This is a genomic window from Candidatus Nitrosotenuis uzonensis (assembly GCF_000723185.1).
Lineage (GTDB): Archaea > Thermoproteota > Nitrososphaeria > Nitrososphaerales > Nitrosopumilaceae > Nitrosotenuis > Nitrosotenuis uzonensis.
On the sequence record NZ_CBTY010000008.1, the window covers coordinates 54364 to 69186 of the forward strand.

Consider the following 14823-nt stretch of genomic DNA (forward strand, 5'->3'; position numbering starts at 1 on the left):
CTATACGCGCACGTTCTTTAGTACAAATGATGCCAAGGCGTCCTCTGTGAGCTTGTTGGTCATCTTGATATTGGTATCGTATACTTTCATGTCTAGATTCTGAATCTTTTTTGTGATCAGCCTGTCCTTGGAATCTATGACAATGCTTCCGCAGACATCAGAATACATCTGGGCTATGCCGTAGGGTGAGACCTCTATGCCAGCTGCTGCCATATATTCTGCGGCCGGACCTGAAAACGCTTTGTTGCCTATCAGGGGGCTCACCGCAACTACGCGCTTTCTGTTCTTTGACAGTTCTTTTCTAATCCCTTTTATCTGAAGCATTGGGCCTATACTGGTCAACGGGTTGCCTGGAGCAATTATTATCAATTCTGAATCATGTATTGCGTTTACTGCCTCTGGGTTGGGCCTTGCCTTGTCTGCGCCTATATACTGAATTCCTTCAACCTTGTCTTTTCCCTTGTACTTTACCCAATATTCTTGCAGGTGCATCTCCCCCTTGTTTGTGTTTATTCTGGTCTCGATGGTATTGTCTGTGACTGGCATGACCTTTGCCTCCACCGCAAACTTTTCACACATCCATTTTGTAATGTCTGCAAGATTTTTGCCATTCTTTAGCATGTTAGTTCTAATGAGATGTGTTGCCGCATCCCTGTCGCCTATTCTAAACCATGTCTCTTCTCCGAATATCTCCATTTGTCTTAAAAATCCAAAAGTATCCTTCCTTATGCCCCAGCCTTTTTCATAATCCAATATGTCTGCCAAGCCGTAGATTATGGTGTCTATGTCGGGACACACATACAGTCCGTAAAGCCAATAGTTGTCGCCCACATTGCAGACTACGTTAACGTCCCGTGTCTGGGATATTAGTCCTCGTACAAACTTTACAGAGCCAGTGCCTCCAGCAAGAATTGTTATCATCTACTCTAAAACCTCTTTTTGTAAGAGTCGGCGGATCCATATTACCCTTTCAATATCGAATGTTTTCCAATGTTTTTTCACGAAAAATAAAATCATAACACGGAACTGTGTTTTTTGAAAAATTTTTTAGCGATTTTCATAATTCAGGGAAGATTTATTACTGCGACGATTGGCAGTCTGTGCGTGAAAAAGGGCGCCGCACTCTTTACTGTTACAGTTAGTCTTTTAGTTATGAGTGTAGTTTCTCCGGCGTATGCAGCCCAGCTCAACTGGGACGCAAAAACATTCGAGACTGCACAGATACCAAAATTCACATTCCAGAGAACGGTTTTCATAGAATACAAACAGGGTGGAGCAATAGCAGACGCGCTGAGGGGCCAAGAGTACTCAGTTACAGTCGTTGCAGATTCGAACACACCTGGAATTCAGAAACTACTGGATGAGCTTAACTTGAGCCTATCGAGGGCACAGAGCTCAACACACATCACCGATATCAAAATAGAATACAGAGCTTCGCTTTATGGACGAGGCGATAATGCGTCTGTTGACTATAGAATTATACTTACGCCTACAATAGAGGGATTTTTAATCCGTGAATACTCACAAGGAACGCCTGCACTATTTGATGTGGCATGGAGGGGAATCCAGACCAATGCACCAATCACACTTACAACCCAAGAACATGGAGAAATTGAGATAAACCAGCCGTTATCATTCTTTAAAAAGTATTATCCAACAGTTGCAGCACAGATAGCCGGTACGGAAGGTGAATCCGTCCTTGCTATGGGACTCATAGATGCATCAGGGATAGGCAACCAGCCGCTAACAAACTGGCACTTTTTGTTTGATCCTACAGGAATTGCTGCAGAGACTAGCAAATTTGGATTTTCGGGAGCCAAAGTTGTAGTATCATCGTTTACAATGGGTGAGAGCAGTTTCAGAGAGGGACAGGTAAGAGAAAAAGAAGTCCACGCATCGTTTACAAAGGATGCACCCTACAGTGTAAGGACTGTCCAGTCTGGGGACTCTGCGAACATCTTCCTTGCAGGCTATGCATCTCCTGATAGATTACAAGATCACGAGGTGGTAGGAGTCTCTGCAACCGCACCGACATCTGCTGCCCAAACATCGACTGGCTCATTCCCAGTATTCATCATATATGGCATGGCCGGAATGGCAGCTGCAGGAGCAGGCGGATTCTTCTTCTGGAGCAACAAAAAGGCAAAACGCGAATCAGAGTACATCCAGACAGGAATTGATCCAAAATATCTCCGAGGTGTTGATACAAGTGAAGCATCTGGTGGATACAAGACCAACAGAGGAGAGGCAGAACTTGCAACAGACGACCAGAGCTACAAGCAACATCAGAGCGTCTATGATCAACAATCCCCACGCGGCTCACTGCCAAAAGACACAGAGGCCAAAAGAGATGAGCCAAAGTCAGATTCTACACGCGGCTCAATGCCAAAAGGCTGGAAGCCATCCTAAATACCGATTTTTCAGGTACGATTCTGAGATTTTCATCGATAAACTTATCTATAATTAGAAATTAGAATCTGAAAATCACAGAAAACAGGCTAGAAAAAAATGGTAAAAAATGTAGATAAAACATCCCGTTGCCCACGCTGTGGTAAAGGGTCTCTGGTAACTGACAATGACACTGGGGAAAATTTCTGCGCCAAGTGTGGCTTTGTGATAAATCAGGAAAGCATCGAATCGGGGCCTGAATGGCGCTCATTCTCAAAAGATGACGAAGGAAAAAGCAGGGCAGGAGTTCCAACATCGCTTGCAATGCACGATATGGGGCTTGCTACCATAATAGGCCAGGCAGACAAGGACGCTGCAGGCAAACCACTGTCATCGTCAATGAAGAACACAATAGAGAGACTCAGAACGTGGGATTCTAGGAGTCAGGTACACGAGCCGGCTGACAGAAATTTCAGGCAGGCATTCTCAGAGCTTAGCAGACTGAAGGACAAGCTGGCGCTTGGAGATGCTGTGATCGAAAAGGCAGCATACATTTACCGAAAGGCAATCGAAAAAGGGCTGGTGCGCGGCCGCTCAATTTCTGCTCTCATTGCGTCGGCATTGTATGCCGCATGCAGGGACACAGAAACACCAAGAACACTGAAGGATATCGGTGTTGCAAGCAACATAAAAAGAAAGGACATTGCAAGATGTTACAGATTGCTGCTCAAAGAACTCAGTTTGAAGATGCCCGTAGTGGATCCGATAAAATGCGTTTCAAGGATTGCAAGCAAGGCTGAACTATCGGAGAAGACAAAGCGTGAAGCCGCAAGGATTCTCAGGAACGCAGAAGAAAACAAGATATCTGCTGGAAAAGATCCGATGGGTCTTGCCGCGGCCGCATTGTATGTCGCATGTGTCTCAAACGGAGAAAACAAAACGCAGCGAGATGTTGCCGAGGCCGCAGGCGTCACAGAAGTGACCATCAGGAACCGCTACAAAGGACTGAAGATGGCGTTAAACATTTAGTGCTTTTCTGCGACCAAGCCAAATCATCGCAAGCGAGAGTACTCCTGTTACCACAAGAAGAATCTCTATTGTTTGAATGAGTGAGTGGGAGAATGCGTCCATTATCTTTACATCATTGACGCTTGCAACAAGATATCCGTATGAGAAAACCATATAGTTTGTGGCCCAGTGTATAAGCAGGGCGGAGACGAAGCCATATCTTATGTACACCCAACCTATTATGATGCCACTCATAGTGGCCTGTGCCATCTTGCCTGAGGTCCACCCCTGCTCACTCATTACGTGTGCAAGGCCGAACAGGGCGGCCGACGCTATGATTACTATCAAAGCTTTTCTTACATCTGATATCGAAAGTACTGCCGATGGATTCCACAAAGATCTGAAAAAGTCCTTGGCTGATGCTCTTTTTGCGTACAGCAAAAAGACGGGAATGCCAACAAGTATGATTCTAAATCCTATCTCTTCTATTATTGGCGCAAATGTCACTGAGAGAAGCTGTACAAGATCATTTCCAAACGGTGGAGGCGTGATGTTTACTCCAAAGCTACGTTGTACTACATCTATTGCAGCCGATAGTATGATTATAACTGAGAACCATTTTATCGTGTGGACAAGATAGTTGCCATCCTGGTGCTCTGCAGTGCCTGACATTATTGGGGAGAGGACGCGCATAAAATTTCTGCTTGGCCCAAGGCTTGCAATCACGAAAATGACAAGAAAGAAAATCCATACTGCTATGAATACATCGCCAATTTGGATCTCCGAGGTCCACTGGAGGTCTAGTGCCTTGATAAACTCTATCTCATATAGTGGGTACTGGTAGTCTATACTGCCGCCAAGATTTGAATTAAAGAAAAGATATGCCCCTATGGGAAACGAGAAAATCATCAGGCCAAAAACTACCGATACTAGGGCAGAATAAGGAATCGCAATGCCCTGAAATATCTTGTATGATTGCAAGCCTAATGAACTTCGATGCTTGATTCAGAATATCCTAGCTTGACCAATGTCTCTTTCATGGTCTCGCGGTGGTCGCCTTGCAGAAAGATATAATCATCCTTTGCAGTTCCACCGCAAGCATATTTTTTTTTCAACTCAGAGAGGGTACCGTGAATGTCATTCAGCTTTGAATTGAGACCTTCAATCATGGTGCCTTTCTTTTTGAATCTCCTTTCTTCTAAACGAACAACAATCTTTGATGATTCTTTGTTAAGATCACCGCAGGCACACAAATCTTCAGGAAGACCACAAGTGTTGCAAATTACCGCCATTGGTTACACTATGATCACCTCAAACGGTCTATTAAGCCTTATTGAGGAGATGTCTTACACCGCAACAAACTTTTAACAATGCGGATCACAAATTAACCCAAATGTCTGACGCATTAAGAAAAAAAGCAGTGGAGATGTTGCTAAAAGGAGCCACGCTTCTTGCAGAGCCGTGTCCATATTGCAGCGGAGTGCGGGTATTAAAGGACGGAAACGCACTATGTGTCAGCTGTGGAAGGGAACCTGACAAGGAAAAGATGGAACAGGCCAAGAAAAAGGACGACTCTGATCCGCTTCTGCAGACACTCCAGAAAAAACTTGACAAGCTTACAGAAGAGCTGGACGCAGAAAAAGACTATCAAAAACAACAGCAAATTCTCCAGTCAATTAATGCGCTTATTGAGACTATTCAGAAGATCAAAAAGTGACCTCAGTTGACAAAAAGTATTTATTTTATCCCCCGGGCTTCTCATTAAATGAGCAGTAGCGGCAAGAAAAAAGGAGCCCCACTTCCAGCATCAAGCGCTGGCCTGTTGCGCTTCTTTGAAGACGAAACAAAAGGCTACAGACTGGATCCAAGAATTGTAGTTTCAATTCCTGTCGGACTGATTGTAGTATCTTGGCTTTTAGACATCTTCCTGATAAAGTAGAGTCAAATGACAGAATCAAATGACAATGTATCTAATATCCACAGGCGGTATTCGCTAACACTGCTAACACCATCTTCGCACAAGGTATCCCTTATAATCTCGATTATTACGGCAATCATTACATCTGCGATAGTCGTGGCAGTCTACCTTGGCAGGGCAGATGAGATGGCGTTTAGGATCCCAGCTGCAATAGCAGTGCTCATTGCAACACAGTATGTCGATTCGAGGATGATCAAGAACAAAGAGTACTCAAAAGCACTTCACATGTCGTTCTTTGGAAACTTCCTCTGGCTTGGAATAATTTTATGTGGTATCGCAGCATCAGTAGTGCTCTCAAAAGAATCGCTTTCCCTATTCTATCTGACGGAAGGAATGATGATCTTTGCAAGCTTTAGACTTGGTCTGCTGACAACCACTTTGGGCCTTTCACTAAGGAAGGCACTCTCGCTTTGTTTTATGCAACCACTTGGAATGTTTCTTGCACTGGTTCCGGTTGCAATGTGGCCGGAAAGCTTTGCACCTGCTACGGTGGCTATGGGGGCAGTCTTCATTGTGGTGGCATCAGTTTGGTCGGTGATCACCGACAGGGCAGGACGACCTGGAATTGAAAGCACACACAAGCTTGTTCAGGGATATCTTGCATCACGCTCTCAGTCAAACTTTCATGAGGTCGAGTCAATCCTATCATCAAAAGCAAAACCGTCTACTGTGATCACCACACAGATAAAGCTGCAATCAAGCAGCCGTGATTTTAGGATGATTCTTCCAGATATACATCCTGGACCGTACTATCCTATAGGCGGAAGTAACATCACGTATAGAATATACAAGACGTTAAATTCGTCTGCAATGGTAATGCACAGTATATCAGATCACGCACTTAACCTGCCATCCCAAGAAGAGGTCGAAAACTATCTGAAGGGACTGTCAGTGGAATCCAGCATTGGTAAGGGCACGACATGCACCGAACCAGTCACAATACAAGTTAACAGGGCCCGGGTGGTGGGGCTGCTATTTGAGAAGACGGCCGTCCTGTTTCTCTCACTGTCTCCACATGGAATGGAGGATGTTCCAGACTATATCAAAAAAGAAATAGAACAGTTTGCAAACAACAGGAACTTTCAGAGGCTCTTTGTGGTTGACTGCCACAACGCGATGGGAAAGGAAATATCAGAGCATGATTCGCAAGATCTGCTCAAGGCAGCAAAGACTGCCCTTGAGACGCTGATAACAAAACAAGGAGGTACGATAGAGTTTGGTTATGCCAATTCAGAGGGAATGAATCTTAACATCAAAGACCTAGGTCCTGGCGGTCTTGGAGTGCTGTGTCTGAAAATTATGGGCTCCAAATACTATATCGCATGGGCGGATGGAAACAATATGGAAAACGGACTCCGAGAGAAGATCGTAGAGGAATTTGCAAAAAACAACATGACGCTGCTTGAAGTGTGCACCTCGGATACTCACTATTCATCCCAGATAGTCAGGACAAGGGATGGCTACTATTATTTTGGCAAGATAACGCCTCCTGAACAGATATCTGCATGGTATCTTGAGATTGCAAAAAAAGCAGAAAGGCAGCTGGAGCCGGGCAAGTTTGAAATATTGGAGCAAAAAAGTAACGTGAATCTTATGGGAATGTCCGTATTTGAGGACTGTTCCAGAGCACTTGACCGATGCATAAACATCAGCAAGGCGTTCATGGCTGGCAGCGTGGCATACTTTGTTGTTACTCTTTTCTTATAGTCTTAATGTCCTCAAGATTTCCATAGAACTCGTCGATAAATGAGGAAAGCTGGAAAATAGGGACTATGGGCACTTTGTTGATAAAATTCACCCTGTCTTGGTATAGCGTGACTATCACAGGAGCCGCAACCGCTCCCTTGGTCTTTGCTACATAATGTTTTGTGCGCTCTATCTGCTTTTGTACGGCAGCATCTAGGGCAGAGGGACTGTGTTTTTGCCAGTGTTTGCAGTCGATGAGCAGGGCAATTCCAAGCTTTATTCCTATAATGTCTATTTCCATGCGTGGGTTTGTCATGATGTGGTTTCTAACAGTGGAAAAATTCTTTTCTTCAAGTATCTGGGCTGCAAGACCTTCAAAATCCCTCCATGACAGGTGTGCTGCAGCATCATCTATCGTAGCTCCCTTTAGTACGGCATAGAGTGCGGCTTTTATCTTGTCCCCATCTGTAAATTCGATGGTCTCGCCATCCATTCGCCCAATTTGATTCTGAGCCATCTCAGTTAGCATTTTCTTGGCAGTGGTACTGTCCACCTTGGCTACGATTGAAAAATCTTTGGCAGTTATCCCTCCTGGAATCACGCCATCTATTCCTCCAAGCCATATCCTGCTGCTCATGAACAATCTGTCTTGTTTTTAATTTTAAATGTTGCAGATAATTTGCATCATGTGCTGGAATATACTGTGGCATCCTTGGAGCTTTAAATTGGATGTCATGCAAGTACTTGTGTGAGGATTTTTTTCCTGTTTCTTATCATCTCGTCCGGAATAAGTCCGGCGTTTGCAGAAAAGGGAACATATGTTGATACAGTGCAATTCATTCAATATCTTGAAGAAAGTACTGCTCTTGAGGAGGTAAAAAAGGGCAATTTGGACATGTATTATTCTCGTATGCCGTTTGAGCTGCTCGAACAAAAAGAATCGCTGACAAACCTGAAGGTGTTTTACACTACGGGCGGCTCGTTTTCGCTTCTGTTAAATCCTGCACAAGGAGAAAAATTCAATCCGTTTGCGTTTCAAGAAGTTAGGTTTGCACTAAATTACCTTGTTGACCGAAACCTGATAGTAGACGAGCTTATGGGTGGATACGGGGTCCCAATGGTATCTAACTATGGGCCTTTTGATCCTGATTATCTTCTAATTGTAGACGAGCTTGAAAAGTTCGGCTTTAGATACAATCCAGAGTACGCCCGCCAAGTGATATCTGAGACTCTTGAAAAAAACGGTGCAGAGAAAATCAATGGCGTGTGGACATACATGGGCAAGCCTGTAGAAGTTACAGTGTTTATCAGAAATGATGATGCGGTAAGAAAATCTATAGGCGAGATAATCTCATCTGAGCTTGAAAAATCTGGATTTGTTGTCAGCAAAGATTTTGGTGATTTGAACAAGGCGTTTGTTATAGTGTATGGCTCTGATCCTGCGGAACTAAGATGGAGCATATACACGGAAGGATATGCCGGAAGATCTGCTTTTGTAAAGTATGATCCGTTGGGACTTGCGCAGATGTATGCACCATGGTTCTCAAATATGCCTGGGCTTAACAATCCGTCATACTGGAACTACAAGAACGCAAAGCTCGATGAGATAACACAGAAAATCTATTCGGCAAACTTTACATCCTCAGATGAACGGGCGGCGTTAATCAAGCTTGCAACAAAGGAGGGAGTAAACGAGTCTGTCAGGATATTCCTTGCGGCAAAGATAGACCCGTACGTGACAAACAAAAATGTCGAAGGTGTCATAAACGATTTTGGCGGAGGAATCACAACAAGGTTTACCGCAATAAACTCAAGGACAGGAGATGCTGATCTGAAAATCGGAGTAAAGCAGATCTATCAGGGGGCATGGAACCCAATTAGGGGATTCTCAGACATGTATAGCAAAAATGTCTGGGACACATTATATGATCCAGGAATTTTCAAAAATCCGTATTCTGGAGAAAATTTTGCGGTGCGGCAGAGCTGGAGTGTCCAGAGTGCAGGACCTGAAGGAACTTTGGATGTGCCTGACGATGCAATAAGGTGGAATCCAGATTTGCAAGAGTGGGAGTTAGTTGGACCCAACGCAAGGGCAGTAAGCAAGATAACATATGATTTGTTGCTAGGGGACTGGCACCATGGTCAGAAAATCGACTTGAACGACGTATTATACTCTGTCTACTTTACGCAGGAATGGGCAACGCAGAAGGAAAATGACAAGACATTTGACCCGGAATACTCACCGCAGGCCGCGCCAGGGGCTAGCACATTAGTTGCGCTCAGGCCTCTTGATGAGGATACTGTAGAAGTTTACGTGAATTATTGGCACTTTGATGAATCAGACATTGCTGATTGGGGCGGAGTATGGGTGACAATGCCTTGGGAAATTATGTATGCCATGGAACAGGCAGTGGTGGACGGCAAGGCTTCGTTTTCAAGAACTGATGCACAGGCAAAGAGCCTCAATTGGCTCTCACTCATAGTTCCACGTGATGCGTCTCTCATAAAGCAATATCTTGAGCAGTTTATAGTCGAAAAACAGGTTCCACCGGCATTGGAAGGCAGTGATTGGCAGTACTATGAATCAAGATATTTGGCTGCAATAGAGTGGATAAAGGAGAAGAATCATGCCGTGATTAGTAATGGGCCGTTCTATCTGCAGAGTTACTCTCCTGAGGCAAGAACAATCACAATAAAAGCATTTGTGAGTGAGAATTATCCGTTCGCCGCAGGGCACTGGTCAGAATTTGAGAGTGTGGATTTGCCACAAATCACAAGCATTAGCGTTCCAGAGAAGATTGAATCCGGCTCTTCAATTGAGATCCCAATTGTGGTATCTAACACATCCGTATTGTATTATTTTATCACGGATGCCCGCGGTGAGCAGGTGGCAGGTGGAGTGCTGCCAGTGATAGATAACACCTCAAAGCTGATACTAACTGGCGAAGAAACAAAAAAGATGGAAATAGGCGCAGTGGATTTGAAACTATATGCCGTTTCCGACTCAGTGCTCAGACCTGATATCTACTCAACTAGCTTTCTTGTGGTCGGACAGGACAGCGGGGATGTAATAGAAACTATGCTTGAGCAAAAAACGTCCAATATTGCGGACAATACTTGGTTTGTCTCTATAGCAGTAGGTGTTATAGTGCTAGCATCTGTGCTGTATGTGCGCTTACGCAAAAAGAAGCGTACTGAGCTTTGATACGAACAATTTCTACTCAAATCTTATATGCAAAATTGGAACAGCGACAATGAGAAACATGCCAGATGAATCATGTAGAAATTGCGGTGGAAAGCTCACAAAATGCACCGTGTGTGCAGAATGTAGAATGCCTGTGAGCATGATCTGCCTTGAATGTGGCAAGCGTACTGGAGAACAGGTTCATGCTCTCTGCTTTATGACAAACATTCCAAAAATAGAAGAACCGAACGCAACTCCAAGCGGGATATTTGCAAGACAGATTCTGGTGGCATGAGCACACTGCGGAACAAAGATACCCAAGACTTAAGTAGTAAATTCAGACTTTTTAATTTCTATGCGACGGATTGGTTTGGCAGCATTCGCGCTAATCGTTCTTGTGCCTGCAATAGCGCATGGACAGACATTACAGATTACACTGCTTGACACATTCGGAGAGTTCAAGCGCGATGAACAGATTTTCGTCTTTGGCCAAGTATCGCAAATCTCACCTGACCTGTTCATCGTAGTGCAGATACTAAATCCGCGTGGGGATCTCTGCCAAGTCCAGCAGCTAAAGCCATTGTCTGATGGCCACTTTATCACCGAGCCTGGAACTCTTTCTGGGAGCATATGTGGAATACCTGGCGAGTATGCAGTGCGCGTGTTTTATGGCGATTTTACGGCATCTGACAAATTCGTACTGAAAAGCGAAAGGGTCAAGGCAAGTACTGACGTGGAATACATTTCCGCGGCAACATCGCTTCTTGAATCAAAAATAAACTCGCTTGACAGTGAGAGTGCCGCAACAGAGTTTGCAGATAGACTTGACCAGATAAGGGCGATCTCTGCATCTTCTACTGCCATAATACAGATGCGTGATCTTTACACCGATGTACTTCTATCTGATTTTGAAGAGTCTGACACATTCGGATTAAATCCTACATTTAGGCCTGCTATTGATGCATCGCTTGAAATTGTAGATAAAATGGTGACTTCGTCAGTACTTGATCAGTCAGGAGCCAAAAAAATAAAGGAGCAGGTGTATGCTGCCATGTTTTATGCCCACATAGGTAACAACCGGGAGGCACTGAGCACGATAAGTGACGTATATGTGCAAATAACAAATGCTACGCCGCAAAAAGTTCCTTCGGAGCAGCCACCAACGTATGAGGAAATTAATCAGACACTACTTAACATGATGACCAAGTCCAACTCAATTATGAACAGGCAGCTAAAGGAAGAGATTGGTTTCATATTTGCACGCGGGACAGGACCGCTTTACATTGAGGATCTCAGAGATCTTCTTGATATGATCACAAAAGCAAGAACGCTTGATACAACGCTACGACAGGATGATGTCCTCACACTTACAATACGAAACGAATGGAGCACGTTACGCGAATCGCTCTTGACAAAAGAAACATTGTCTGATTTTCTTGAGCAAAAGGACCGTGTAGACACACTCTTTGATGCTATAGTATTACTTCGAAATCTTGACAGAGTTGATAGGTTCATAACAAGAGATCCACAGCCTGAACTGGCTGAAGTAATCAAACCAAGACTGGACGAGCTGATGTTGAATCTCCGCACTGCGTCATCTCCGGAACAGATAGTCTTACTCAAGAAGGACATTCTTGACATGAAAAATGTCATAGACATATCAGCTAGAATTTCAACTACGATCGAGTTTTCAAGGGCAAACAACGCAGATCCAAAACTAATTTCCTCATTCGAAACGATGCTGGAGCAGGTAAGGGCTGCAACTACGGTGGGAGAAATACTGAAAGTTGTGGCGGACTTTGATGGAGTGATAAACGAATTGAGGGAAAAGCGAAGTCCTCTCTCAGTACTCAAATTCGATTACGAAAAGTTGCGCACAAAGGCCGAACTGCAAGCAGACTATGAAAGTCTTGTCACAATCAATAATGCGCTAAAGGCAATAAACACTGCAATCGAGCTTGAGAAGGGAAGTCCAACTGTGAGTAAAATAGACAAAATCGAGGTACTTTTAGCATGGGCTTCTCAACAAGAGCCAATAATTGAGGCAAAACTTGCATCCTACAGCAAGGACGCATACAAGATAAGAGCATCTGATATTTTACAGCGTGCACAATCACTTGAGAACCTTGCCAACCTTGGAATAATCCACAATAGATTCCTTCCAGGATCGTGGACTATGTAAATTCGCTAAAAGACAAGCTTTCAACGGCAAGGAACCTTGTAATCAAAGGAGACCTTGATGGGGCAGATATTATAGTGAGAGAATCGTTTGCAGAATGGCAGCAGGTTTCACAGAAATACTCTGAAGACCCATTTGGCTCAGAGGTTGGATATTCTGCGGGTGAAATCAGGAAAATAGAGTATCGTAAAAAGATTGGCGATCTCTCAGACTTTGCTACCCAATTTTACAACGCTGATTTTGCTGAAAATGCCAACGAGTTCAACAAACTCAAGGAAAAAGCATATGAGCTTGTAGAGTACGGCAACTTTGTCGACGCCGATTCCAAGATAAATGAAATACGAAACTTTCTTGCAGACAAGCTTGAGATGAAAAACAAAAAGATCATCTTTGACATATCGTATAATCCTGAAAAGCAGATATGGGTTATGAGTGGCGCTGTCGACAAGCAGATAATGGATAGGAGGGAGAACCTGTATCTGACAGTATACGATATGAAAGGAAGCAAGTATAGCACATTAAAATTCAGCGACACAAAACACGGAGAAATATTCACGCAATGGTATGCACCATCCGAGCCGGGAATGTATGTGGTACTGCTAGAATACCAAGCATACCAGGCATCGCAGATTGTAGACGTGCCTGACAAGACTCGACCCGTGTTCAGCTCAACCGATCTCAAGACCGTAGACTATGCAAGGGAGTATGAGGAACTAAAGTCCTTCATCAATACGTTCGGAGGCAACAACTATCAGGCAAATAAGGCCACATTCGACTCTACCATGAAGCAAATAGAAACTGCGCTTGCTAAAAAAGACTTCTCCACATCGAAATCAAAAATGACTGAATTGCAATCTATGATAGAAAGGTATCTGCCAAGCCGTTCTCGCACCGCGGTAATTGATGTTACCATTCAAGACGATAAACTCTATATTTCAGGCGCTATACAAAAGACGCTTGCATTCAGCGAGGATATCTTCATAGACATCTTTAATCAAAAGGGTGAGCGGGTAGATGAGATTCCGCTCAAGGATTCCGCATCTGGCTCATTTAACCAGGTAATAAACAAAAAGTATCCGCGCGGAACGTATGTGGTACAGCTGCAATATCACGACCTCGTTGTCTCTGATTTCTTCAGAGTCAACTAGTTGCGTTTTGCTGCGCCCTTTACAATGTTGAACAGCTGCCTTACTGCTACTTTTGGGTGGTGTGCTGCCATCTTGATTATGCTTGATAGGCCAAAATCGGCTTTGATAAAGTCAAGAAACTCATCTGCATTTAGCTCCTTGATTATGTCAATCTCTTCGTCCCACTGTTTATCATCAAGGCCTATCCATCGAGCCTGAACTCTTGCAGCCGAGTTTATTTTTGATTCTACTGCCTTTCTCCAACTCTCCTCATAACGTGCAAGCGACTTCTCATCTAGTCTGTCGCCTATCGCCGCATCGGATGCTATTTGTCCTGCAAGCCTTCCGAATCTTATTGCATAACGTATTCCTTCCAAGACCAGTGGGTTTGCCTGCCCAGCGGTGTCACCTGCCAGTATGAGGTTGTCATAGACTGTCTTTCTTCTCAGTCCATCATTTGGAATTAGTCCGTAATGAAATTCTATAGGTGTTATTTTGCCAAGCCTTGCAATCGGGCCTTTTCTTTTCTCAATTAATTCTTTGAGGCGCTCTGTCGGATCGACTTGTGATTCTGGTTTGCCGATTCCGACACCTATCCGTACTGTCTTCTCACCAGTCGGAAATATCCACGCATATCCTGCAGGCGAGTACTCTTGCCCTACCATCAGCCACCATGTGTGCCTGTCGACATTTTCTACTTGTGCCTCAAACTCTGCACCTGCTCCGAATCTTTTCCATTGAGAAACAAGCCCAAGTGATTTTGCTACAACAGTCTGAAATCCACTTGCATCAACTACCAATCTTGCTTTAACGTAGGTCTCTTCACCTGCAGATGCAGCTTTTAGAAGAATTCCGTACTGGTCTCTTTGAGCACCGATGACTGTAGTGTTTGTGAAAAGTTCCGCGCCTTCTTTTTGGGCAAGCCCTGCAAGCCATCTGTACGTTTTGCGCACATCTAGCACTGCGGCCCTTGGCTCTCTGTCCGAGATGGTCGCCTCGTTATTAGGAGAGCAAAACGAATAGTTTTGGATCGGATTGTAACAGTCACTGGGAATACCGAACTCGTGTATGCTATCAATCCATGTGACACCGCTAGTCCTTACAGTCTGGGAAACCGTCTGTTCCTTTTCTATCAATGCCACCTTTAGCCCTGTTCTTGCAGCAGAATATGCAGCAGATGAACCTGCTGGACCTGCCCCGACCACAGCTATGTCATAATCGACCTGTTTTACCAACTATTCCGCTCTGTCTGTGAAATATTTTAAATTATCAA

At 44.2% G+C, this 14823-nt stretch carries 14 protein-coding genes; 9 read left to right on the forward strand and 5 right to left on the reverse strand.

Annotated features, from left to right (window positions below; translation table 11 throughout):
* The gene (gene cofD / locus NITUZ_RS02825) at positions 1-921 is read right to left on the reverse strand and encodes a 2-phospho-L-lactate transferase (RefSeq protein WP_048195097.1); all 921 of its coding nucleotides are present in this window, start codon (positions 919-921) and stop codon (positions 1-3) included.
* Positions 922-1104: 183 nt separating this feature from the next.
* On the opposite strand from cofD, the gene NITUZ_RS02830 reads away from it, so the two are divergent.
* Both NITUZ_RS02830 and NITUZ_RS02835 read left to right on the forward strand, forming a co-directional pair.
* Positions 1105-2409, forward strand: a complete 1305-nt coding sequence (locus tag NITUZ_RS02830; protein WP_155991265.1) for a hypothetical protein — start codon at positions 1105-1107, stop codon at positions 2407-2409.
* Positions 2410-2508: 99 nt separating this feature from the next.
* Positions 2509-3417 carry a transcription initiation factor IIB gene (locus NITUZ_RS02835; protein ID WP_048195099.1) on the forward strand — a complete coding sequence of 303 codons (909 nt, stop codon included), beginning with the start codon at positions 2509-2511 and terminating at the stop codon, positions 3415-3417.
* Here NITUZ_RS02835 and NITUZ_RS02840 read toward each other — a convergent pair.
* Together NITUZ_RS02840 and yciH are read right to left on the reverse strand one after the other, a co-directional pair.
* Positions 3406-4377 carry a CPBP family intramembrane glutamic endopeptidase gene (locus NITUZ_RS02840; protein WP_048195101.1) on the reverse strand — a complete coding sequence of 324 codons (972 nt, stop codon included), beginning with the start codon at positions 4375-4377 and terminating at the stop codon, positions 3406-3408. The genes NITUZ_RS02835 and NITUZ_RS02840 overlap by 12 nt on opposite strands.
* Positions 4378-4379: 2 nt before the next feature.
* Positions 4380-4688, reverse strand: coding sequence for a stress response translation initiation inhibitor YciH (gene yciH / locus NITUZ_RS02845; RefSeq protein WP_048195103.1), 309 nt, complete (start codon positions 4686-4688; stop codon positions 4380-4382).
* A gap of 101 nt (positions 4689-4789) precedes the next feature.
* Here yciH and NITUZ_RS02850 point away from each other — a divergent pair, with 101 nt between their 5' ends.
* The 3 genes from NITUZ_RS02850 to NITUZ_RS02855 are packed head-to-tail and all read left to right on the forward strand — an operon-like array spanning position 4790 to position 7081.
* Positions 4790-5113, forward strand: coding sequence for an Sjogren's syndrome/scleroderma autoantigen 1 family protein (locus NITUZ_RS02850; protein ID WP_048195105.1), 324 nt, complete (start codon positions 4790-4792; stop codon positions 5111-5113).
* Between the two features lie 48 nt (positions 5114-5161).
* Complete coding sequence (locus tag NITUZ_RS09795) at positions 5162-5335, forward strand: preprotein translocase subunit Sec61beta (RefSeq protein WP_081844843.1); 174 nt, start codon at positions 5162-5164, stop codon at positions 5333-5335.
* A gap of 6 nt (positions 5336-5341) precedes the next feature.
* Entirely contained in the window at positions 5342-7081 is a 1740-nt protein-coding gene (locus NITUZ_RS02855) for a DUF2070 family protein (RefSeq protein ID WP_048195107.1), read from the forward strand.
* Here NITUZ_RS02855 and NITUZ_RS02860 read toward each other — a convergent pair.
* Complete coding sequence (locus tag NITUZ_RS02860; RefSeq protein WP_048195113.1) at positions 7065-7697, reverse strand: restriction endonuclease; 633 nt, start codon at positions 7695-7697, stop codon at positions 7065-7067. The two genes, NITUZ_RS02855 and NITUZ_RS02860, sit on opposite strands and share 17 nt — an antisense overlap.
* 111 nt (positions 7698-7808) lie before the next feature.
* On the opposite strand from NITUZ_RS02860, the gene NITUZ_RS02865 reads away from it, so the two are divergent.
* From NITUZ_RS02865 to NITUZ_RS09635, 4 genes are read left to right on the forward strand one after another with little or no spacing between them, the layout of a single operon-like run.
* Complete coding sequence (locus tag NITUZ_RS02865; protein ID WP_048195119.1) at positions 7809-10265, forward strand: ABC transporter substrate-binding protein; 2457 nt, start codon at positions 7809-7811, stop codon at positions 10263-10265.
* A 49-nt stretch (positions 10266-10314) separates the two neighbouring features.
* Positions 10315-10539 (forward strand): hypothetical protein, encoded by a 225-nt coding sequence (locus tag NITUZ_RS02870; RefSeq protein ID WP_155991268.1) that lies wholly within the window; start codon positions 10315-10317, stop codon positions 10537-10539.
* A gap of 60 nt (positions 10540-10599) precedes the next feature.
* Positions 10600-12426 (forward strand): hypothetical protein, encoded by a 1827-nt coding sequence (locus NITUZ_RS09630; RefSeq protein ID WP_155991272.1) that lies wholly within the window; start codon positions 10600-10602, stop codon positions 12424-12426.
* A complete protein-coding gene (locus NITUZ_RS09635) occupies positions 12414-13571 on the forward strand; it encodes a hypothetical protein (RefSeq protein ID WP_052370045.1) in 1158 nt (385 codons plus the stop codon). Before NITUZ_RS09630 ends, NITUZ_RS09635 begins: the two co-directional genes overlap by 13 nt.
* Here the strand turns inward: NITUZ_RS09635 and NITUZ_RS02880 are convergent.
* Entirely contained in the window at positions 13568-14785 is a 1218-nt protein-coding gene (locus NITUZ_RS02880) for an NAD(P)/FAD-dependent oxidoreductase (protein ID WP_048195121.1), read from the reverse strand. The two genes, NITUZ_RS09635 and NITUZ_RS02880, sit on opposite strands and share 4 nt — an antisense overlap.
* Between the last annotated feature and the right edge of the window lie 38 nt (positions 14786-14823).